The sequence below is a fragment of the Citrobacter sp. RHB35-C21 genome, assembly GCF_013816515.1.
Classification (GTDB): domain Bacteria; phylum Pseudomonadota; class Gammaproteobacteria; order Enterobacterales; family Enterobacteriaceae; genus Citrobacter; species Citrobacter braakii.
Genome location: NZ_CP057147.1, coordinates 3,935,481 through 3,955,914 on the forward strand (window position 1 = coordinate 3,935,481; position 20,434 = coordinate 3,955,914).

Sequence of the window (20,434 nt, forward strand, 5' to 3'; positions counted from 1 at the left end):
CCTAATCCTTCAGGCCCTGATTCTTGACAGTCAGAAGCGGGTTGAAAAACGATATCCCGTCCCGCGAACCGTCTGCACCATACGATCGTGTCCGCTGTGCTCCAGCGCCTTACGTAAGCGGCGGATGTGCACATCCACTGTCCGGTCTTCCACGTACACATTGGTTCCCCAGACATGATTAAGGAGTTGCTCGCGACTGTAGACACGCTCGGGATGAGTCATAAAGAAGTGCAACAGTTTGAATTCGGTCGGCCCCATATCCAGCGGATCCTCGCCGGTCATCACGCGATGCGAGGTGGGATCAAGGCTTAGCCCCTGCATTTCTATAACCTCTTCCACCGCCATCGGTGAAATACGACGCAGAACTGCTTTAATACGCGCCACCAGCTCCTTGGGAGAAAAAGGCTTGGTAATATAGTCATCCGCGCCGGTTTCCAGCCCCCGGACGCGATCTTCCTCTTCCCCCCTCGCCGTCAGCATCATCACCGGGATATCCCGCGTCATCGCTTCGCGCTTGAGATGTTTAATAAACTGTAGACCCGAGCCGCCGGGAAGCATCCAGTCAAGCAGGACGAGATCCGGCCAGGGTTCATTGAGTTGGTTCACAGCACTGTCATAGTCTTCGGCTTCAACGGGTTGAAATCCGTTTTGCTCGAGCACGAAGCAGACCATTTCACGAATTGGAGCTTCATCTTCTACGACCAGAATACGTCTCGCCATGATTTGCCCTGTTTGTAATTAAATCGTTTGCCATCAATACAGTGCCATTATGCGTCAGTTTTATGACAGATTTATGAAAAGATAGTCCAGGTTTAACGCAGCCCGGCGAATTATGACAGCCCGGAGACAAGATATTCCCACTCGTGAAGGGTTATAATCCCCGCCATTGTTTTACCGTCATGGAACTCTTATGCGCATCCTTCACACGTCTGACTGGCATCTGGGCCAAAATTTCTACAGCAAGAGCCGCGCCGCCGAGCATCAGGCCTTTCTCGACTGGCTGCTGGAAACGGCACAATCCCAGCAGGTGGATGCCATTATTGTGGCAGGCGACATTTTCGATACCGGCTCACCGCCTAGCTATGCCCGTGAGCTGTATAACCGTTTTGTCGTCAAACTGCAGCAAACCGGCTGTCATCTGGTGGTGCTGGCAGGCAACCACGACTCCGTCGCCACACTCAATGAATCCCGAGATATTCTGGCGTTTCTCAACACCACGGTGGTTGCCAGCGCTGGTCATGGGCCGCAGATACTGCCGCTACGCGACGGTACGCCGGGGGCGATCCTGTGTCCGGTGCCTTTTTTACGTCCGCGCGACATCATCACCAGCCAAGCCGGGCTGACAGGACAAGAAAAACAACAGCATTTACTGGGCGCAATCACCGACTACTATCAGCAGCAGTATCAGGATGCCTGCACGCTGCGCGGCGACCACAATCTTCCCATCATTGCGACCGGGCATTTGACCACCGTCGGAGCCAGTAAAAGCGACGCCGTACGTGACATTTATATCGGTACGCTGGACGCCTTCCCGGCGCAAAACTTCCCACCGGCAGACTACATCGCGCTGGGACATATTCACCGGGCGCAGGTTATCGGCGGCACGGAACATATTCGCTACTGCGGCTCGCCGATTGCCCTCAGTTTTGACGAGTGCGGCAAAAGCAAATGTGTACATCTGGTGAGCTTTGACGCGGGGAAACTCAGCGCCGTTGAAAATCTCACCGTGCCGGTTACGCAGCAGCTTGCGGTACTGAAAGGCGATTTAGCCGCCATTACTACCCAGCTTGAGCAGTGGCGCGGCGTGCAGCAAGAGCCACCGGTGTGGCTGGATATTGAAATCACCACCGACGACTACCTGCATGATATGCAACGTAAGATCCAGGCCTTAACCGAAGATTTACCGGTAGAAGTGCTACTGGTGCGCCGCAGTCGAGAACAGCGCGAACGCATTATGGCCAATGAACGACGTGAAACGTTAAGCGAGCTGAGCGTGGCAGAGGTTTTTGACCGCCGTCTGGCGCTGGAAGAACTCGAAGAACCGCAGCGTGAGCGGCTTAACCAGCTGTTTAGCGCAACCTTACAAACGCTCGCCGGGGAGGCTGAAGCATGAAAATTCTCAGCCTGCGCCTGAAAAACCTCAACTCCCTGAAGGGAGAATGGAAAGTCGATTTTACGGCAGAACCGTTTGCCAGCAACGGGTTATTCGCCATCACCGGGCCAACGGGTGCGGGGAAAACGACCCTGCTGGACGCAATTTGCCTTGCGCTGTACCACGAAACGCCGCGCCTGAATACCGTGTCACAGTCGCAAAACGACCTGATGACCCGCGACACCGCGGAGTGTCTGGCCGAGGTCGAGTTTGAGGTGCGGGGCGAAGCCTACCGCGCATTCTGGAGCCAGAACCGGGCACGCAATCAGCCGGAGGGCAATCTGCAGGTCCCTCGCGTAGAGCTGGCCCGCTGCTCCGACGGTAAAATCCTCGCCGATAAGGTCAAAGATAAGCTGGAGATGACCGCCGAGCTTACCGGGCTGGATTACGGACGTTTTACCCGTTCGATGCTGCTGTCTCAGGGGCAGTTTGCCGCATTTCTCAATGCCAAACCGAAAGAGCGCGCCGAGCTGCTGGAAGAGCTGACCGGCACTGAGATCTACGGCCAAATCTCCGCCATGGTATTTGAAAAGCACAAATCAGCGCGTACGGAACTGGAAAAACTGCAGGCCCAGGCCAGCGGTGTTGCGCTGTTAGCGCCAGAACAGCTGCAATCTCTGACAGAAAGTTTGCAGGTACTTACTGACGAAGAAAAACAATACCTTACCAGCCAACAAGCCCAGCAGCAGCACCTCAACTGGCTCATGCGGCAAAATGAGCTACAGGCGGAGATAAACCGCCACCAGCAGGCATTACAGGCTGCACTTCAGGCGCAGGAAGAGGCGCAGCCGCAACTGGCGGCGCTGAGTCTGGCACTCCCGGCCAGAGCGTTACGCCCACACTGGGAGCGAATCCAGGAACAAACGGCTACGATTGACCGTACGCGACAGAAGATTCAGGAAGTGAATGCTCGCTTACAAAGCAGCTTAGCGCTGCGCGGACGTATTCGTCAGCAGGCACAAACGCAGTCGGCCGCTATGCTCGCCGGACAGCAAACGTTAACCGACTGGTTGAAGGAACATGACCGCTTCCGTTTGTGGAGTAGCGAACTGGCAGGATGGAAAGCGCTGCTGGCCCAACAGTCCGACGCCAGCGCCCAACTGCGCCAGTGGCAGCAGTTGCGGGAGAACGACACGCGCAAGCTCGATGCGCTGGCGCTTTCCACGCTGACCCTTTCGGCACAACAGGTAACGGAAGCGCTGGCGCAACATGTGCAGCTTCGTCAGTTACGCCAGCGTCTGAGTAATCTGCATGGGCAAATCGCCCCGAAGCAAAAGCAACTGGCGCAGCTACGCGCCACGCTTGTGCAGCGTCAGCAGGAGCTGGCCCAGCGCAATGCGGTGCTTACAGAAAAGCGTCAGCGCTATAAAGATAAAAATCAGCAGCTTGCCGATGTGAGAATCATTTGCGAGCAGGAAGCCCGCATCAAAGATCTGGAAAGCCAGCGGGCATTATTGCAATCCGGCATGCCTTGCCCACTTTGCGGCTCCACCACGCACCCGGCGATTGAGCGCTATCAAACGCTCGAACTGAGTGTGAATCAGACACGGCGTGAAGCGCTGGAAAAAGAGGTCAAAACGCTGGCCGATGAGGGTTCAACGCTACGCGGTCAACTTGAGGCGATAACCCAGCAACTTCAGCACGATGAACGCGAAGTACAAACGCTTTCTCAGGAAGAGCAAGCACTTACTCAAGAGTGGCAGACCGTCACCGACAGCCTCAACGTGACGCTGCAACCGCAGGATGACATCGCCCCGTGGCTTGCCGCCCAGGAAGAGCACGAGCAGCAGCTTCACCAGCTGAGTCTGCGTCATACCCTGCAGGCGCAAATCACCGCACACACAGAGCAGATTACTCAGCTCCAGCAGCATATTGACCAGCGTCAGGCAACGTTAACCGCCGAGCTGGCCCGTCATGGTCTGTCCCTTCCGGCCGAGGGTGAAGTCGCCTCATGGCTGAGCGAACGGGCGAACGAAGCGCAAATGTGGCAGCAGCGCCAGAACGAACTGACTGAATTACAGGCCCGAATCGCCCAGCTTGCGCCGGTGCTGGAAACGCTGCCTGAAACCGATGCGCTTGGTGAAAACATTGAGAATCTGTCGCTGGAAAACTGGCGGCAGGTGCACGACGATTGCCTCTCTTTACAGGGGCAGTGGCAAACCTTACAGCAGCAGGAGGCGCAGGAGGTTCAGCGCGCTGCAGAAATTCAGGCGCAGTTTGATACCGCATTGCAGGTCAGCATCTTTGCCGATCGCGACGCCTTTGTTGCCGCCCTGCTGGATGAAGAGACCTTTAACCGCCTTGAACAATTGAAGCAATCACTGGAAGGCCAGCGACAGCAGGCGCAAACGCTGCTTAATCAGGCGCAGCAGGCGCTGGCGACTCATCAACAACAGCTACCAACCGGGGTGGATCTCACGCTCACCGTGCAACATCTTCACGACGCGCTGGCGCAACTCACCCAGCAGCTACGGGAGAACACCACTCGTCAGGGCGAAATTCGCCAGCAGCTCAAGCAGGATGGAGAAAACCGCCAGCAGCAGCAGGCGCTGATGCTCGAGATTGCAAAAGTCGCACAGCAGGTCGAAGACTGGGGCTATCTGAACGCGCTGATCGGCTCGAAAGAGGGAGATAAATTCCGCAAGTTTGCCCAGGGGCTGACGCTGGATAATCTGGTCTGGCTTGCCAACAACCAGTTGACCCGTCTGCACGGTCGCTATCTGTTGCAGCGCAAGGCCAGCGAAGCGCTGGAGCTGGAAGTGGTTGATACCTGGCAGGCCGATGCCGTGCGTGACACGCGTACGCTTTCCGGCGGCGAGAGCTTCCTCGTGAGTCTGTCGCTGGCGCTGGCGTTGTCCGATCTGGTCAGCCACAAAACGCGAATTGACTCCCTGTTCCTCGACGAAGGTTTCGGCACGTTGGACAGCGAAACGCTGGATACCGCCCTGGATGCGCTCGATGCGCTCAACGCCACTGGCAAAACCATTGGTGTCATCAGCCACGTTGAAGCGATGAAAGAACGCATTCCGGTGCAGATCAAGGTCAAAAAAATCAACGGACTGGGCTACAGCAAACTCGATAAAATGTTTGCAGTTGATGCCTGATAGCATCTCAGTTCCTGGAGGCCGGATATGCGCCAGCGCTATCCGGCACGGCACATAGCACGATCGTGAATACACAAAGACGGATATGAAATGGCATTCCACTTCGCTTATCCGCAAGCTATCTCTATTGGCGGCGAACGTTCGCCGCTATGGCGCATATCGTGCGTCTTTCTTGTTGGCAGGTGGTATGAAAAAAGTCATTTTCTCTTTAGCTCTGGGGACATTTGGGCTGGGCATGGCCGAGTTTGGCATCATGGGTGTACTCACCGAGCTGGCGCGGGACGTGGGAATTTCCATCCCTGCCGCTGGCCATATGATTTCGTTTTACGCTTTTGGCGTGGTGCTGGGCGCGCCTATTATTGCGCTCTTTTCCAACCGCTTTTCTCTCAAGCATATTCTGCTGTTTCTGGTCACGCTGTGCGTGATCGGCAACGCCATCTTCACCCTCTCCTCCTCATATTTAATGCTGGCGGTGGGCAGGCTGGTTTCCGGCTTTCCACACGGCGCGTTTTTTGGCGTTGGCGCGATTATCCTGTCGAAGCTGGCCCGTCCGGGAAAAGTCACCGCCGCCGTCGCGGGCATGGTTTCGGGTATGACCGTTGCTAATCTGATTGGTATTCCCATCGGCACCTGGCTGAGTCAGGAATTTAGCTGGCGCTACACGTTTCTGCTGATAGCCGTCTTTAATATCGCCGTGATGGTCTCGATAACTTTTTGGGTACCCAACATCAGCGATGAAGCAAAAGGGAAACTGCGCGAACAATTTCACTTTTTGAAAACCCCCGCCCCGTGGCTCATCTTTTCCGCCACCATGTTTGGTAACGCCGGGGTTTTCGCCTGGTTCAGCTACGTCAAACCGTACATGATGTTCATCTCCGGCTTTTCCGAAGCGCTGATGACCTTCATCATGATGCTGGTAGGATTGGGGATGGTGTTGGGAAATCTGCTGAGCGGTCGCCTTTCTGGCCGCTATACGCCGCTGCGTATTGCGGTAATAACCGACTTTGTAATTGTGCTGGCTCTGCTGCTGCTCTTTGCCTTTGGCGGGATCAAAGCCGCGTCGCTGATCTTCGCCTTTATTTGCTGCGCGGGCCTGTTTGCCCTGTCGGCGCCGCTGCAAATTTTGCTGCTGCAAAATGCTAAAGGGGGTGAGCTGCTGGGTGCGGCTGGGGGGCAAATTGCCTTTAATCTCGGCAGCGCGATTGGCGCCTGGTGCGGTGGTATGATGCTGACGCTGGGCTTTGCCTACAACTACGTGACGTTACCGGCGGCGCTGCTGTCGTTTTCTGCAATGTCGTCGCTGCTGCTCTACGGTCGCCTGAAGCGCAGCGTATCCCAGATGACTCCCGTTGCCGGATAGCCTCTGCGCTACCCGGCAACGCGAACATTACTCCTGCGGCCACAACCAGGCCGCGCCGCGCACGCCGCTGGAGTCACCGTGCAGCGCCTTGCGTAGAGGCGTTTCGCACTCGCCGCCAAAGACAAACTGTTTAATCAACGTTGGCACGTTTTGATACAGTCGGTCGACATTGCTCATTCCGCCGCCCAGCACGATTACGTCCGGATCGAGAATATTCACCACATGTGCCAGTGATTTCGCCAGACGCAGCTCGTACCGACTCAACGCCTGTTCCGCCTGGGCATCCCGGGCATTAACAAGACTGATAATTTCACTGCCCTTGAGCGGCTTACCGCTCAGACGCTGGTAGTCGGTGGCAAAACCGGTTCCGGAAATGAAGGTTTCAATACAGCCTTGCTTGCCGCAATAGCAGGGCACTTCCTGCCGATAACGCAGTTCGTCTTCGTCCATCCACGGCAGCGGATTATGCCCCCACTCGCCCGCAGTACCGTTCCCGCCCGTGTGCGCCCGGCCGTTCAGCGCCACTCCAGCGCCACATCCTGTACCGATAATCACCGCAAACACGGTTTGCGCCCCCGCCGCTGCACCATCAACGGCTTCAGAAACCGCCAGGCAGTTGGCATCATTTGCCAGCCGCACTTCGCGATTCAGACGCGTACTCAGGTCTTTGTCAAAAGGTTGCCCGTTAAGCCAGGTCGAGTTGGCATTCTTCACCACTCCGGTGTAAGGCGAAATTGAACCGGGAATGCCCATCCCCACGGTTCCCGACTGCCCGGTGGCCTTTTCCGCCATCTCCACCAGCGCGGCGATGGTTTCTATCGTTTGCCGATAATCATCACGCGGCGTGGGCAGGCGATGGCGAAAAAGCTGTTCGCCTGCATCGCCAAGCGCGATAACTTCCGTTTTCGTACCGCCTAAATCGATACCTATACGCACTGTTTGCTCCTCTTCCCGATTAACAATGCAAGCATAGCGACAATTCGCTATCATGCCCGCTGGATTTAACGACAAGGCCGTGGAAATTATCATGCTGTGGTTCAAAAATTTAATGGTTTACCGTCTTAGCCGCGATGTTTCTTTGCGTGCCGAAGAGATGGAAAAACAGCTGGCATCAATGACGTTCACCCCTTGCGGTAGCCAGGATATGGCAAAAATGGGCTGGGTTCCGCCGATGGGATCGCACAGCGATGCATTAACGCATACCGCCAATGGCCAAATTATTATCTGCGCCCGCAAAGAAGAAAAAATTCTGCCGTCGCCGGTTATCAAACAGGCGCTGGAAGCCAAAATTTTCAAACTGGAAGCTGAGCAAGGTCGCAAACTCAAGAAGACCGAAAAAGACTCGCTGAAAGATGAAGTTCTGCACTCATTGCTGCCGCGCGCCTTTAGCCGTTTCAGCCAGACGATGATGTGGATCGATACCGTCAACGATCTGATCATGGTTGATTGCGCGAGTGCGAAGAAAGCCGAAGATACCCTGGCGCTGCTGCGTAAGAGTCTCGGTTCGCTGCCGGTCGTTCCGCTGACGATGGAAAACCCCATTGAGCTGACGCTGACAGAATGGGTTCGTTCCGGTACAACGGCACAGGGATTCCAGTTACTGGATGAAGCTGAACTAAAAGCGATCCTTGAAGACGGCGGCGTGATCCGCGCGAAAAAGCAGGATCTGGTCTGCGACGAAATCGCCGTGCATATCGAAGCGGGCAAACTGGTCACCAAACTGGCCCTAGACTGGCAGCAGCGCATTCAGTTCGTGATGTGTGACGACGGCTCTATTAAGCGTTTGAAGTTTAGCGACGAGCTGCGCGATCAGAACGAAGATATTGACCGCGAAGATTATGCTCAGCGTTTTGATGCCGATTTCATCCTGATGACGGGTGAACTGGCGGCGCTGATTAAAAGTCTGGTGGAAGGATTAGGCGGCGAAGCGCAACGTTAAGCCGTACTTACCGAATGGCGGCACAATGTCGCCATTCGTCATTTCTATGCTTACAGATAGCGGCAAAGATAGGATGTTGGCTCTGCCACCTGCAGATGAAACTCGCTGTTGCCCGGTACGTTGAACACGTCCCCTGCGGCATACACCTTCCACTCGGTTTCCCCCGGCAGCAGCACGTTCAGTGCGCCGCTAACGACAGTCATCTCTTCAGGCGCCGCAGTACTAAAGGTATATTCGCCTTCAGCCATCACGCCAACACTGGCGCGGCCAGTACTGCTGCTGGTAAAACCGATCGATTTTACTTTGCCGGAAAAGTATTCATTACTTTGAAGCATACAACTGGCCCTATCTCGTGATTAAGTTGAGAACCAATATAGGGGGCTGACGTTCCACCTGTCACGCAAAATTACGCCAGCAGCTCCGAAGCCAGTCGGGCAATCAACACATTAGACAGAAGAACCGGGACATCCAGCGATTTTTGCAGTAAATCGCGATGGCGTTGATTGAACCCCAGACAATCCAGCATGATCACATCCGCGCCTTGCTCCAGCAGTTCTTTCCCGGCATCAATCAATTGTTGTTCGGTACCTTCGATCGGATTCGCCACGGCATACACTGGTGGAGTTTGTAACACCTGCCATTTTTGCGTCTGGGCTTTGAGCAATTCGGTGACGGGGACAATAACCCCGACCTGATGCCCATCGACAATCGAGGCCACCAGCGGGGGGATAATACGTAACGGCTCCAATAGAATGCTATTGCGGGCGGTCAGGCGAGCGATTGAGGCGGTACTCATCAGCAGGATCACGTCAAAGCCCTGGTTATCCAGCACCTCCACGATACTTTGCAACGAGCGCTCTACCTTCTGGCGTGAGACATGCGCAAGTTGGTGGTCGCTGAGCAGCGTTAATAAAGGCTCGTCACCGGGCGAAACGCCGTACTCAGCCATCACATCTTCTCGCCGCATCTGTCCAAGCAGACTGTGGTGAGTAATGTGCTGTTCATCGATATATTCCGTCAGGAGCGGTAACACCTCACACATCGGCACCACGCCAATCGTGAGGATAGCCAACGACGCACTCATTTGTTGCTCCACCATCTTCTTACTTTGCTGTGAAATCCCGGGCAAGTGCCGGGCGCTGACCTGCGCTACAAATGCTCAAAAGCGTAGCAGCTGATCGGCGGTGTATTGTGTAAAGATTCCAAATCATTCCGGTACTGGATTGTTATTGCTTAATTTTCAATTTTAACGGTATACGGCGAAATTTAAGAAAATGTGATGAACGCCCGTCCTGGCACTTTTCAGACTCGTGCCAGGACGGTGCTTAATATCAGGTTTTATCGGGGTCTTCGTAGCGTTTTTTGGCATCCATGGCTTCCTGCGCAGAAGGATGCTCACTGATCAACGTATTCGGTTTAGGGTGATCGGCTCGAAGTTGATACCAGGTTACCGTCTGGCCTGGCGTCCCCTTTTCAACCGTAACAATGTTCGCTTGACGTGGGTAAGGTGGTTTTGTCGGCATAGTTCTTCCTTTTCACTGGATGAACATTAAGTATAGACACCGCCCTGTAACCGTGGCGCTGCCTGCGCCAGTATCTCAAGAATGTCTTCCACCACCTGCGCAGGTTTATGGGTGGCATCAACGATGTAGTGCGCAGCTTCACGGTACAGAACATCGCGCTGAGCGAGCACTTCCTGCACCTCTTCAGTCAACGGCTTACCGGTTAAGGTTGGGCGCAATCCCTCTTCAGGCGTGGCCTCCAGACGATCAACCAGTACTGATGCCGGTGCGCTTAAATAGATAACCACGCCGTGGCTGCGCATGTAATGACGATTAAATTCGGTAAGAATGATGCCGCCGCCGGTCGCAACAACCGTCGCCGGGGCTGTGACGGCCTGCAGAGCGCTCGTCTCCTGGGCACGAAACCCTTCCCATCCTTCCCTTTCGACGATCTCCGCCACGGTCATCTGCACGTGCGATTGTAACCAGCGATCGGTATCGACAAACTGGAAATCGATAGCCTTCGCCAGCGCCATACCGGTAGTTGTCTTACCACACCCCCGGGGGCCGACAAGATAAAGAGGTTGCGTCATTACAGAAATTCCCCAGGGAGCCGCGAGCTAGCGGGATCTGATGCGGTTAAAGATATAATCATATCACCAAACTAGTACACCGCCAAAACGTAAAGAAAAAATTACATACAGGGTAGCGATACCTATTAACCCCTACTATAACAAGAATTCACCATGAATAAAGTGTAAATAATAAATTACACGTTTTATTTTCTGCGCTGTACTTCCAGCCACCACTTATCAAGCTCAGCAGCAAAATGCTGCCTGTCTCGTGGTGAAAGGCTGTCCGGCCCGCCGGTCTGAATACCGCTGGCGCGTAGCGTATCCATAAAATCACGCATCATCAGACGCTCACGGATCGTGGCTTCGGTATAACGTTCACCGCGCGGATTAAGCGCCGCCGCACCTTTTTCAATGACTTCTGCCGCCAGCGGGATATCCGCCGTTATCACTAAATCACCGGCACTACACTGGCGCACAATCTCGTTATCCGCCACGTCAAACCCGGCGGGAACACGTAATGTGCGGATAAACCGCGAAGACGGGACGCGCAAACTTTGGTTGGCTACCAAAATAAGCGGCATCTGCATGCGCTCAGAAGCGCGGTACAAAATATCTTTAATCACATTCGGACACGCATCGGCATCCACCCATATTGTCATAATTTCTCCCCACTGATGTGCAGTTGCACATTGTCGCGTGCTTTTACTTGCAGGCAAAGTGCTGTTTATCCTTCTGCACATATTCAATCCGCGCTAAGCTTAGCTTTCCCAGGTAAAACAATGAATATCACGCATAGGGAGTGACAAAATGGACAAGAAAATCGGTTTTATCGGCTGCGGTAATATGGGCAAAGCGATACTTGGCGGCATGATCGCCAGCGGCCAGGTTCTCCCCGGACAAATCTGGGTCTACACCCCTTCCCCCGATAAAGTCGCTGCATTGCACGACCAGTACGGTATTAATGCGGCGCAGTCTGCGCAAGAGGTCGCGCAAATCGCTGACATCGTTTTTGGGGCCGTAAAACCAGGCATCATGATTAAAGTGCTGAGCGAAATTACCTCCAGCCTGAACAAAGACTCCCTGGTCGTCTCGATTGCCGCTGGCGTCACCCTCGATCAGCTCGCCCGCGCGCTGGGCCATGATCGTAAAATCATTCGCGCGATGCCAAACACGCCGTCACTGGTGAATGCCGGAATGACCTCCGTCACGCCGAACGCCTTAGTCACGCCAGAAGACACCGCCGACGTGCTGAATATCTTCCGCTGCTTTGGCGAAGCGGAAGTCATTGCGGAGGCAATGATTCATCCGGTCGTTGGCGTCAGTGGTTCAGCCCCGGCCTATGTGTTTATGTTTATTGAAGCGATGGCGGACGCCGCCGTGCAGGGTGGCATGCCTCGCGCGCAAGCTTATAAATTCGCGGCGCAGGCAGTAATGGGGTCGGCAAAGATGGTGCTGGATACGGGTAAACATCCCGGAGAACTGAAGGATATGGTGTGCTCGCCTGGCGGAACCACCATTGAAGCGGTACGCGTCCTGGAAGAACGTGGTTTCCGTTCATCAGTGATTGAAGCGATGATTAAGTGCATGGAGCAGTCGGAAAAACTCAGCCGCTCCTGAGTTAACACCGCCGGACGTCAGGCCGCCGCCTCAGTGCGGTTACGTCCGGAATTCTTTGCTTTGTAGAGCGCCATATCCGCCGACTTTAACCATTCTCGATAATGCTCGGTTTCTGCGGTCAGCGGCGCAACCCCCACGCTGATCCGCAGAGCAACCTGCGGCGCGCAGGATAAACGCAGTTGGCCAAGTCGTTCGTGAACACGAGACATCGCCGCAATCGCGCTGGTTGCCGGCGTGCCGCACATAATCACCGCAAACTCATCACCGCCAAAGCGCCCGATCACGTCGCTACCGCGTAAGGTCATCTGCAACTGGCGGGTCAGCGCGACAATCGCCTGGTCCCCAATGTCATGACCCCAGGTATCATTGATGCTCTTAAAATGGTCGATATCGATAATCAGTAACGTGGCGTCACGCTGGTAGCGGCGGCAATTATCAAATTCATTACGCAGTAACAGTTCCCAATGGCGGCGGTTGTACACCCCAGTCATGCCATCTCGCGTACTCATCACCTGTAAACGGCGTTTATGTTCCGCCAGCTTGATGACCGTCTGGTAGCTGACCCAGGCAAACAGCAGCGGATAAATCACCAGCACCGGCAGCGTCAATAGCACGCTAAGTTGAGTACTGCTAAAAGCGACGGAGATATCGGTTAACTGTAACGTCACCAGGCATGAAACCATCATCAAAACGGCGCCTGCGATGAATATTCGCATCCCGCCTGCACCCATCAGGTTGATGCAGATAATCATCAGCAGCGCCGTGGATGGCAACAGGTTTACGCCCATAATCCCTATCCACATACCGGCAAGAATGGCATCGGCTTTTAAGTTGGTAAATTCGCTATGCAGAGGATTGTCGGCTTTGCTGGCCAACTGCCAGGCCAAATGCGGCCAGACAAACGCCCATCCCACCAGTAATAGCCACCAGCCACCGGTAATGGGCTGAGCAACTAATACCGACGCGATAGGGAAAAACATCCCCCCCAATCCCACCGCTCGCGGCAGCCTGATTCGTCGGGCGAATCGCATACCGGAACGTTGGTGGTCATTTTGATGAAGCGATAAAAATGCTTCATTCGGGACGACCTTCTTTTGATAAAAGTTTTCATCATTCATTGTATTTGGGAATATTCTGAAACAAATTTCCCAAATTATAGGAAGGGGTCTGGTGGCGGAAGTATGATATTTCGGGTGAGCGATTTTACCTGCTCACCCGTAAGTGCTACGCAGATTTCTTCAGGCAAGCGCTCATAAATTTATTACGATCATCACCTTTCAGAGACTGCTCCGTCGCCTTAACGTTACATTCACGCATTTTTTGCTGCTGCGGCGTCAGGCTCTTTTCCTCCGGCGCAGATTTACTGTTTTTCAGGCAATCACTCATATATGTCTTACGCGCATCCCCTTTTAAGGTCTGCGCCGTTGCCTGCTGATTGCAGGTGGTCATACGCTGTTGTTGCGGGGTTAAAGTCTTCTCGGCAGCACCGACGGTAGTTAAAAAAATCAGACCAAAAAGCAGCGTCATTAATAATGTAATTTTCATAGCATCCTTCTTTTCTGAACGACAACACACAGGTAAGTTTGGCTGCTAACGATAAAAATACCACCCGGCGGCAAAAGTATTGCCGCCGGGCGTCGGGTTATTTCAGTCCTAACGCCGCTTTCATGGTGTAAAACAGGTCGGTTTGATCGGTCAGGCCGACCACATTCGCCGCGTGCGGGCCATAGGCTGCAATTCGCAGCTGGCTGCCGGTGTGCTCCTGAGATTCCTCTTCAGAGTTGCCGTAGCTGATGACCATGACCGCGCCATCTTTGGTGTTCAGCGCCTGGGTCAGACCTGGTGCTTTGGTATCCGGCGCGACAATCTGGCTGGCATGTGCGTGGTCAGCGGTTACTACCACCAGGGTGTTGCCATCTTTCTTCGCAAAGGCAAGCGCACGCTGTACCGCTTCGTCCAGATCGACCGTTTCACCAATCTGTCCGCACGGGTTGGCGGCATGGTCCTGTTTATCGATTGACGCCCCTTCCACTTGCAGGAAGAAACCTTTCTCATTTTTGCTTAACAGCTCAATCGCTTTATCCGTCATCTGCGCCAGCGTTGGCACGCTGTCGTCACGCTTTGGATTTGGCGTACAGGTCACAACCGGCTTATCCAGATTGCCATGATAAGACGCTTTCGGACCTTCCCAGCGCACGGGCATATTGCCGTCAGAGAACAGGCCCAGCAGCGGTTTAACCTGATTAGCTTCGGTAATCGCCGCCAGCGTCGCGGTATCACTCACCATCTGATAACCGCGGGCCAGGGCTTGTTCACGCAACGTTTTACCCTGCCACTCGCCCGCCGCAGCGGTTTCCGCAAACGTTTTGGCCCCGCCGCCCAGCGTAACGTCAGCCCGGGCATTCAGTAATTGTTCGGTGATTGACCCTTTACCGCCTTTTTCCAGCGCATTGGTTGGGCATTTTTCACGTGTCACGCCTGGGCCATAGCACTTACGCGAAGTCACATGGGCAACCAGCGCCGCCGGGGTAGCATCCTGCAATTCAGCGGTAGAAACGTTGCCCGTTGCCAGCCCCGCCGCTTTTGCCATTTCAAGAATTGTGGCGTGATCTTTTTCATGAATATCAACGCCCAGCGCGCCATTATAGGTTTTCACACCGGTGGTCCACGCCGTCGCGGATGCCGCAGAATCCGTCACATAATCGGGTTTACCCGTTTTCTTATCCAACGCATAGTGCGTGTATTGTCCGGTCAACGGTAAAGCATCAATCCCTTTAAAAAAGCCGCCTGCGCCTTCGGCATAATTTCGCGCGGCCGTTATTTCTGAGTCACCCATCCCATCGCCAATCAATAAAATAATATTTTTGGCCGGTTTATCGCTCAGAGATTCGCGCAGAGCCGCCGTTTGATCGGCAGACAATCGGCGGGCGCCGCCCGGCGTGGTGATATCACCCTGAGCGGCACGATTATCCATAACCGCTATGGCAGAGGTTTCTGCATTAATAACCGGGGTAAACAGCAAAGGTAACAGGGCAATAGCGAGTGCGCTTTGTTTCACTTTATTTTCTCCATGTATAAATACGGTAAAATTAAAACAAAGCGACTATAAGTATTTGATGTGACACTTTTATGATAATTTGTGGATGACGCACCACGGATTACTCAAAACGCTTTTGGCACACTCTCGCCAGCGTTATGAACGTTGGTCAGAAACGCAGGCATACGGCCTTCTCCAGCCAAAGCCCCCTCAATTTGGCGAATAAATATTTGCCGATCGTTACACGTCATATTGCGCAGCATTTCGATGATTACCTGCTCCAGCGTTTCAACCTGCGCCGTCAGTTCTTGCGACTCTTCTTCTTTTTGGGCGAGCTTAAGTAACAACTCAGTGACGAGATTTTTCATTTACGTATTCCCTTAACCAAATATAGGCCACGTTATCATTAAGACTCACAACTGCCTAGTGGATGAAAGTTGTATTTTCATAAGAAATAAAACGTTTTGCGAAAACAATCACAACACAAAATAAGGGAGAAGGTGTCTTAGCGCAGAATTATTCCATATAAAAGGGTAAGGGGATTAATAATCACCTGGATATATAAATGCATAATGATGGATTAACAACGCTGACGGGCAGCGTTGTTAATCAGGTACTCAGCGTGCGCAGCGCCGACGTCGCAACGCGATAGCCAGTTGCCAGATGTTGATTAACACAATGCACGCCGTGGCAATAAACACCCAGCGAAAGCCCGCCATTGCCGAAACCGTTGCTCCCATTAATGGCCCGGCTACGTTGCCGAGGTACATAAATGACTGGTTATAACCAAAAATGCGCCCGGTTATCTGGTCGCTGGAGTATTTCACCAGCAACGTCTGCACCGCGGGCAACATCGCGCCGTCGGCAAAGCCGAGCAGAAAACGTAAGATCCCCAACTGCAACGGCGTATTGACCCATGACATGGCGAAAAACAACACGACGGCGAAGATTAACGTTGCCATTAAAATCCGCTCGGTCCCAATACGATCGCCTAATTTACCTAGCCGGGGCGCAGAAATCAGCGCCGAGATGCCCGGAACCGAAGCAATCAGCCCGCTGAGAAAGGCAATATTAGAACTGTCTGGGACCATTGATTTAATAAACAGCGCCAGAATCGGCCCAATTGAGCCGTTACATAACTGGATCACCATCGTAGTAAAAAACAGGCTGATCACCAGTGCCGGATAAGGCAGCGAGGCAAAGACGGCCTTCCCGCTCAGGCGTTCGCTTTTTTTGATTGTCGGGCGCACACCTTCTTTGATTAAGAACAGCGTGACCAGAAAACTCACTACCAGCAAAGCCGCGGTAATACAGAATACCGCCCGTAAGCCAACGTGGTCGGCAATAAAGCCCCCCATCAGTGGTCCGCCAATAACGCCGCTAATTTGCGCCGTCGAGAGCGTACTCAGCGCCCACCCGCTGCGTTCGCGCGGAACCTGTGAGGCTACCAGCGCCATCGCATTGGGAATATAGCCAGACGTTAACCCCATGACCCCACGCAGCAGAAAAAGCTGCCAGACGTTAGTGGCAAAGGCCTGCAGTAAAATCGCAATCGCCATACCCAAAGAGGCCCGCAGCAGCATTAGCTTGCGTCCTTTACGGTCGGCTAAACTCCCCCACATCGGAGAGACGATGGCTGAAATCAGGAAGGTGACGCTAAACGTTAAGCCGGACCACATTGAGAGTGCTTCATGGGAGCTTACCCCCAGTTGGGAGATATAGAGCGGTAAAAAAGGCAGGATTTGGCTGATTGCCAGGCCGGTGAAAAAGCAACCGAACCATACGGAAATGAGGTTTACTCTCCAGGATTCCATAGGGACTCATAACGATAAGTAGCTGAAAACTGTGAGTAGCTTAACAAATTACTTAGCCAAATAAGGGTCCACAGGTGCGATATATCACAGTTTAGAATTTTATCTTCCCGCTCATCATATTTGTGATATACCTCACATCAACCCCACAATATCAGCAGGGGTTTATGCTCCGCGTCCGTTCTGCGCGTTTGCGCTTATCTGTTCCTTTGTTGCCCACCAAAACAATCTGCCAGAAGCCGAGGAAACCTGCGTTTTGTCGTGGTAATGTATGTGCTTTGCATTCATGGAATGGGTTTTTAAGATGGCAAAGTTGCGGGTAGGAATCGTATTTGGTGGTAAATCAGCGGAACATGAAGTGTCATTGCAATCGGCAAAAAATATTGTCGATGCCATCGACAAGACTCGCTTTGACGTTGTGCTGTTAGGTATTGATAAGCAAGGACAATGGCACATTAGCGATGCCAGTAACTATCTGCTCAATTCAGATGATCCAGCGCATATTGCGCTGCGTCCTTCCGCGACCAGCCTGGCTCAGGTCCCGGGTAAACAAGAGCACCAGTTGATCGATGCGCAAAACGGTCAGCCACTGCCAACGGTCGATGTTATTTTCCCGATCGTACACGGCACGTTGGGTGAAGATGGCTCTCTGCAGGGTATGCTGCGCGTGGCGAATCTGCCGTTCGTCGGTTCTGATGTCCTGGGTTCTGCGGCCTGTATGGATAAAGACGTGACCAAACGTCTACTGCGCGATGCCGGATTAAACATCGCGCCATTTATTACGCTCACTCGCGCCAATCGCAACCGCATCAGCTTTGCCGAGGTGGAATCCCGCCTTGGCCTGCCGCTGTTTGTGAAACCAGCCAACCAGGGCTCGTCCGTTGGCGTCAGTAAAGTGACCAGCGAGGCGCAATACAATCAGGCCGTCGCGCTGGCATTTGAATTCGACCATAAAGTCGTGGTGGAACAAGGGATCAAGGGCCGCGAGATCGAATGCGCGGTGCTGGGCAACGATCAACCGCAGGCCAGTACCTGTGGCGAGATCGTGCTGAACAGTGATTTTTACGCTTACGACACCAAATACATTGACGATAACGGTGCCAAAGTGGTTGTTCCGGCAGCGATCGCACCGGAAATTAACGATAAGATCCGCGACATTGCTATTCAGGCTTATCAGGCGCTGGGCTGCGCCGGTATGGCGCGCGTGGACGTTTTCTTAACCGCAGAGAACGATGTTGTGATCAATGAGATCAACACGCTGCCGGGCTTTACCAACATCAGCATGTATCCAAAACTGTGGCAGGCGAGCGGCTTAGGCTATACCGATTTGATCACTCGCCTGATCGAACTGGCACTGGAACGTCATGCGGCGGATAGCGCGTTGAAAACCAGTATGTAAACCCGCCAGGATGCCTGATCGATAGCTATTGGGCATCCTTTGCTTCTTCTTCATCTTCCACGCGGCGACGGATAATTAATCCGGCCAGCCAAAAGCTAATCACCCACGTCACCAACCCCACCGCATAGGTCTGCCATCCCTGCGCTTCAAAACCCAGTAAGCCGACCACACCGTTCAGAATAAAGATAAGCCCAATAGCGAAGGCATAGTAGTGCCAGTCTCGGCGAATTTTAACAGGCAGGTTCATAACGGCTCCGGTGGAAATACAACGTGAAAGCGCATCCTCGCACATTTCCTCATAGACGTCTGTGGCCTGTGCGGAATTTCTGAAATGTAACTTGATTTCACTTAAGGTTACTTAATTGTGACAATCAGCAAAAAACCGAGATCCAGGAATAATCTCTACCTGAAATTACCATCATTCTGATATTGACATTGCCGATCACCTGTCAGACTCACAGTCAGTTCCAGGCATCACGTCAAAAAAAGCAGGTTATTTCCGGAGGTCTTTATGGCTGATTTTACGCTCTCAAAATCCCTGTTTAAGGGCAAGCATCGGGATACCTCCTCCCTGCCCGGCAACATTGCGTATGCCGTATTTGTGCTGTTTTGCTTTTGGGCAGGCGCGCAGGTTTTAAATCTGTTGGCCCACGCTCCCGGCATCTATGAACAGCTGATGCAGTTGCAAATGCAAGAGACAGGACGCCCACGAGTTGAAATTGGCTTAGGCGTCGGTACCCTTTTTGGGCTGGTCCCTTTCCTTGCCGGAAGTCTGATTCTTGGCGCCATAGCGGCATTCGTGCGCTGGCGCCGCCGTCATCATAATGATGACTGACCCATACATTTCGCTCGACGATCGTCCACGTGTTTCGCAAACCACGCGGTAGTCAGATTACGTGTAATCTTCGGGCTTTCCAGCTGAATGTCTGGCAGCATTTCACGGGGTAGCGCTTTCCCAGTCTTCGCTTCCGCCAGCTTATAGACCTTCTCGTACAGCGCGGTATCTTCAAAAGCCAGACTGTCACCTTTTTGCAGTTGACGGTGGATCTCACTCTCGCTCATCCCCAGCTTCCCGGCCAGTTTACGTACCGCCAGCTCGGTTTTGCCCGGCTCGCTGCTGCCGTAGAGAATCAAGTCACCATCCATCGCCAGCTTCACTCCGCTGGCTTTACTGACCGCATTCTGGAAAGCCGCATTGCGGCTGGCATACCATCCTGCATTGAAATCGGCGAAACGGAAGATTGGCGCGCTGTAATTCGCCGGGTAGTTAAGCAGATGATACGTACCGAACCACAGCCCACCGCGGCGGCTGAACACTTCCTGACGTACTGTTCCCGCCATTTTCCACGGATACCCGTCGGCGTGCTGCTCGGCAAACGCGATACTGACCTGCATTGGCCCACCGGTATGTACCGGATTAAGCGAACCAAACAGCGTCTGCCCCATCGGTACCATATTGATAAAATCATCAAAAATGGCGCTAAGCTGTTTTTCCGTTTTCACCGTATCCAGACGCTCGCTGTAGCTTTTCCCCGTTGGCGAGTTAATCTTCAGTGCGGTATGCACCACAAACTGCGGGATATGCATACGCTCGGCGCGCCGGTCGATCTCTTTCCAGGCGATTTTACTTAAGTTTGGAACGGCCGGATCCGCCTGATAGTTTGACTCCTGTTGCGCGACCGCCAGCACCGAACAGATATTTTCAACCGTCGGCGCCAGCTTCTGGCTTTCAAACGTCTTCGCTAAATCCTGCGCCCATGCGTCCCGGTCTTTCACGCTGGCGGGCATTTTCTGGCGCACCACGCTCGCCACATCGACGGCTTTCTCCCCTTTTTTTAGCGGCTGCGCGGGTTGGCTACTACATCCCACCAGCACCAGAGCGGCCAGACCGGACAAGGGGTAAAGACGGGAAACCGTCGACATAACATCTCCTTTTTT

At 53.5% G+C, this 20,434-nt stretch carries 21 protein-coding genes; 7 read left to right on the plus strand and 14 right to left on the minus strand.

Annotation, left to right across the window (positions count from 1 at the left end):
• Positions 1 to 30 precede the first annotated feature (30 nt).
• Positions 31 to 720, minus strand: coding sequence for a phosphate response regulator transcription factor PhoB (gene phoB / locus HVZ39_RS19205; protein WP_003021496.1), 690 nt, complete (start codon positions 718 to 720; stop codon positions 31 to 33).
• A 190-nt stretch (positions 721 to 910) separates the two neighbouring features.
• Between phoB and sbcD the strand changes: the two genes are divergently transcribed.
• The 3 genes from sbcD to araJ all read left to right on the plus strand — a co-directional run bounded on the left by sbcD (position 911) and on the right by araJ (position 6,616).
• Positions 911 to 2,113: an exonuclease subunit SbcD gene (gene sbcD / locus HVZ39_RS19210; protein WP_047357681.1), complete on the plus strand. Its 1,203-nt coding sequence runs from the start codon at positions 911 to 913 to the stop codon at positions 2,111 to 2,113.
• Complete coding sequence (gene sbcC, locus HVZ39_RS19215) at positions 2,110 to 5,256, plus strand: exonuclease subunit SbcC (protein WP_181632846.1); 3,147 nt, start codon at positions 2,110 to 2,112, stop codon at positions 5,254 to 5,256. The genes sbcD and sbcC overlap by 4 nt, the downstream gene beginning before the upstream one ends.
• A gap of 187 nt (positions 5,257 to 5,443) precedes the next feature.
• Entirely contained in the window at positions 5,444 to 6,616 is a 1,173-nt protein-coding gene (gene araJ, locus HVZ39_RS19220; protein ID WP_032931035.1) for an MFS transporter AraJ, read from the plus strand.
• 27 nt (positions 6,617 to 6,643) lie between these two features.
• Here araJ and mak read toward each other — a convergent pair whose 3' ends face one another.
• Positions 6,644 to 7,552, minus strand: coding sequence for a fructokinase (mak, locus tag HVZ39_RS19225; RefSeq protein WP_046275382.1), 909 nt, complete (start codon positions 7,550 to 7,552; stop codon positions 6,644 to 6,646).
• Positions 7,553 to 7,643: 91 nt separating this feature from the next.
• Between mak and rdgC the strand changes: the two genes are divergently transcribed.
• The gene (rdgC, locus tag HVZ39_RS19230) at positions 7,644 to 8,555 is read left to right on the plus strand and encodes a recombination-associated protein RdgC (RefSeq protein ID WP_003021479.1); all 912 of its coding nucleotides are present in this window, start codon (positions 7,644 to 7,646) and stop codon (positions 8,553 to 8,555) included.
• A 50-nt stretch (positions 8,556 to 8,605) separates the two neighbouring features.
• On the opposite strand, the gene ppnP is transcribed toward rdgC, so the two are convergent.
• The 5 genes from ppnP to HVZ39_RS19255 all read right to left on the minus strand — a co-directional run bounded on the left by ppnP (position 8,606) and on the right by HVZ39_RS19255 (position 11,291).
• Complete coding sequence (ppnP, locus tag HVZ39_RS19235) at positions 8,606 to 8,890, minus strand: pyrimidine/purine nucleoside phosphorylase (RefSeq protein WP_016152010.1); 285 nt, start codon at positions 8,888 to 8,890, stop codon at positions 8,606 to 8,608.
• A gap of 71 nt (positions 8,891 to 8,961) precedes the next feature.
• Positions 8,962 to 9,639 carry an AroM family protein gene (locus tag HVZ39_RS19240; protein WP_016155840.1) on the minus strand — a complete coding sequence of 226 codons (678 nt, stop codon included), beginning with the start codon at positions 9,637 to 9,639 and terminating at the stop codon, positions 8,962 to 8,964.
• 247 nt (positions 9,640 to 9,886) lie between these two features.
• Entirely contained in the window at positions 9,887 to 10,078 is a 192-nt protein-coding gene (gene yaiA / locus HVZ39_RS19245) for a protein YaiA (protein ID WP_016155839.1), read from the minus strand.
• 26 nt (positions 10,079 to 10,104) lie between these two features.
• Complete coding sequence (gene aroL / locus HVZ39_RS19250) at positions 10,105 to 10,650, minus strand: shikimate kinase AroL (RefSeq protein WP_016152007.1); 546 nt, start codon at positions 10,648 to 10,650, stop codon at positions 10,105 to 10,107.
• Between the two features lie 185 nt (positions 10,651 to 10,835).
• Positions 10,836 to 11,291 (minus strand): YaiI/YqxD family protein, encoded by a 456-nt coding sequence (locus tag HVZ39_RS19255; RefSeq protein WP_016155837.1) that lies wholly within the window; start codon positions 11,289 to 11,291, stop codon positions 10,836 to 10,838.
• 148 nt (positions 11,292 to 11,439) lie between these two features.
• Between HVZ39_RS19255 and proC the strand changes: the two genes are divergently transcribed.
• Positions 11,440 to 12,249, plus strand: coding sequence for a pyrroline-5-carboxylate reductase (proC, locus tag HVZ39_RS19260; protein WP_016152005.1), 810 nt, complete (start codon positions 11,440 to 11,442; stop codon positions 12,247 to 12,249).
• Between the two features lie 17 nt (positions 12,250 to 12,266).
• On the opposite strand, the gene adrA is transcribed toward proC, so the two are convergent.
• From adrA to HVZ39_RS19285, 5 genes are all read right to left on the minus strand, one after another.
• Positions 12,267 to 13,382, minus strand: a complete 1,116-nt coding sequence (gene adrA / locus HVZ39_RS19265) for a diguanylate cyclase AdrA (protein WP_181633711.1) — start codon at positions 13,380 to 13,382, stop codon at positions 12,267 to 12,269.
• A gap of 91 nt (positions 13,383 to 13,473) precedes the next feature.
• Complete coding sequence (psiF, locus tag HVZ39_RS19270; RefSeq protein ID WP_003830956.1) at positions 13,474 to 13,794, minus strand: phosphate starvation-inducible protein PsiF; 321 nt, start codon at positions 13,792 to 13,794, stop codon at positions 13,474 to 13,476.
• Positions 13,795 to 13,891: 97 nt separating this feature from the next.
• Positions 13,892 to 15,307 carry an alkaline phosphatase gene (gene phoA / locus HVZ39_RS19275; RefSeq protein ID WP_181632847.1) on the minus strand — a complete coding sequence of 472 codons (1,416 nt, stop codon included), beginning with the start codon at positions 15,305 to 15,307 and terminating at the stop codon, positions 13,892 to 13,894.
• 104 nt (positions 15,308 to 15,411) lie between these two features.
• Positions 15,412 to 15,654: a sigma-S stabilization anti-adapter protein IraP gene (locus HVZ39_RS19280; RefSeq protein ID WP_016152002.1), complete on the minus strand. Its 243-nt coding sequence runs from the start codon at positions 15,652 to 15,654 to the stop codon at positions 15,412 to 15,414.
• A gap of 249 nt (positions 15,655 to 15,903) precedes the next feature.
• Complete coding sequence (locus HVZ39_RS19285; protein WP_181626408.1) at positions 15,904 to 17,100, minus strand: multidrug efflux MFS transporter; 1,197 nt, start codon at positions 17,098 to 17,100, stop codon at positions 15,904 to 15,906.
• A 301-nt stretch (positions 17,101 to 17,401) separates the two neighbouring features.
• Here HVZ39_RS19285 and ddlA point away from each other — a divergent pair, with 301 nt between their 5' ends.
• A complete protein-coding gene (gene ddlA, locus HVZ39_RS19290; RefSeq protein WP_131405659.1) occupies positions 17,402 to 18,496 on the plus strand; it encodes a D-alanine--D-alanine ligase in 1,095 nt (364 codons plus the stop codon).
• Between the two features lie 25 nt (positions 18,497 to 18,521).
• On the opposite strand, the gene HVZ39_RS19295 is transcribed toward ddlA, so the two are convergent.
• Positions 18,522 to 18,743, minus strand: coding sequence for a DUF2754 domain-containing protein (locus tag HVZ39_RS19295; protein ID WP_019076140.1), 222 nt, complete (start codon positions 18,741 to 18,743; stop codon positions 18,522 to 18,524).
• Between the two features lie 264 nt (positions 18,744 to 19,007).
• On the opposite strand from HVZ39_RS19295, the gene HVZ39_RS19300 reads away from it, so the two are divergent.
• Positions 19,008 to 19,331 (plus strand): DUF2755 family protein, encoded by a 324-nt coding sequence (locus HVZ39_RS19300; protein WP_016151998.1) that lies wholly within the window; start codon positions 19,008 to 19,010, stop codon positions 19,329 to 19,331.
• Here the strand turns inward: HVZ39_RS19300 and HVZ39_RS19305 are convergent.
• On the minus strand, positions 19,316 to 20,419 hold the full coding sequence (locus HVZ39_RS19305) for a DUF1615 domain-containing protein (protein WP_181632848.1): 1,104 nt from the start codon (positions 20,417 to 20,419) through the stop codon (positions 19,316 to 19,318). The genes HVZ39_RS19300 and HVZ39_RS19305 overlap by 16 nt on opposite strands.
• Positions 20,420 to 20,434: the final 15 nt, after the last annotated feature.

What these genes read in the sequence shown, in the direction of transcription:
- HVZ39_RS19240 (WP_016155840.1), bottom strand. Translation starts at nt 9,639, where the DNA reads ATGAGTGCGTCGTTGGCTATCCTCACGATTGGCGTGGTGCCGATGTGT.
- HVZ39_RS19300 (WP_016151998.1), top strand. Translation starts at nt 19,008, where the DNA reads ATGGCTGATTTTACGCTCTCAAAATCCCTGTTTAAGGGCAAGCATCGG.
- sbcC (WP_181632846.1), top strand. Translation starts at nt 2,110, where the DNA reads ATGAAAATTCTCAGCCTGCGCCTGAAAAACCTCAACTCCCTGAAGGGA.
- aroL (WP_016152007.1), bottom strand. Translation starts at nt 10,650, where the DNA reads ATGACGCAACCTCTTTATCTTGTCGGCCCCCGGGGGTGTGGTAAGACA.
- HVZ39_RS19285 (WP_181626408.1), bottom strand. Translation starts at nt 17,100, where the DNA reads ATGGAATCCTGGAGAGTAAACCTCATTTCCGTATGGTTCGGTTGCTTT.
- psiF (WP_003830956.1), bottom strand. Translation starts at nt 13,794, where the DNA reads ATGAAAATTACATTATTAATGACGCTGCTTTTTGGTCTGATTTTTTTA.
- HVZ39_RS19305 (WP_181632848.1), bottom strand. Translation starts at nt 20,419, where the DNA reads ATGTCGACGGTTTCCCGTCTTTACCCCTTGTCCGGTCTGGCCGCTCTG.
- araJ (WP_032931035.1), top strand. Translation starts at nt 5,444, where the DNA reads ATGAAAAAAGTCATTTTCTCTTTAGCTCTGGGGACATTTGGGCTGGGC.
- HVZ39_RS19255 (WP_016155837.1), bottom strand. Translation starts at nt 11,291, where the DNA reads ATGACAATATGGGTGGATGCCGATGCGTGTCCGAATGTGATTAAAGAT.
- HVZ39_RS19280 (WP_016152002.1), bottom strand. Translation starts at nt 15,654, where the DNA reads ATGAAAAATCTCGTCACTGAGTTGTTACTTAAGCTCGCCCAAAAAGAA.
- phoB (WP_003021496.1), bottom strand. Translation starts at nt 720, where the DNA reads ATGGCGAGACGTATTCTGGTCGTAGAAGATGAAGCTCCAATTCGTGAA.
- yaiA (WP_016155839.1), bottom strand. Translation starts at nt 10,078, where the DNA reads ATGCCGACAAAACCACCTTACCCACGTCAAGCGAACATTGTTACGGTT.
- proC (WP_016152005.1), top strand. Translation starts at nt 11,440, where the DNA reads ATGGACAAGAAAATCGGTTTTATCGGCTGCGGTAATATGGGCAAAGCG.
- ddlA (WP_131405659.1), top strand. Translation starts at nt 17,402, where the DNA reads ATGGCAAAGTTGCGGGTAGGAATCGTATTTGGTGGTAAATCAGCGGAA.
- HVZ39_RS19295 (WP_019076140.1), bottom strand. Translation starts at nt 18,743, where the DNA reads ATGAACCTGCCTGTTAAAATTCGCCGAGACTGGCACTACTATGCCTTC.
- ppnP (WP_016152010.1), bottom strand. Translation starts at nt 8,890, where the DNA reads ATGCTTCAAAGTAATGAATACTTTTCCGGCAAAGTAAAATCGATCGGT.
- sbcD (WP_047357681.1), top strand. Translation starts at nt 911, where the DNA reads ATGCGCATCCTTCACACGTCTGACTGGCATCTGGGCCAAAATTTCTAC.
- rdgC (WP_003021479.1), top strand. Translation starts at nt 7,644, where the DNA reads ATGCTGTGGTTCAAAAATTTAATGGTTTACCGTCTTAGCCGCGATGTT.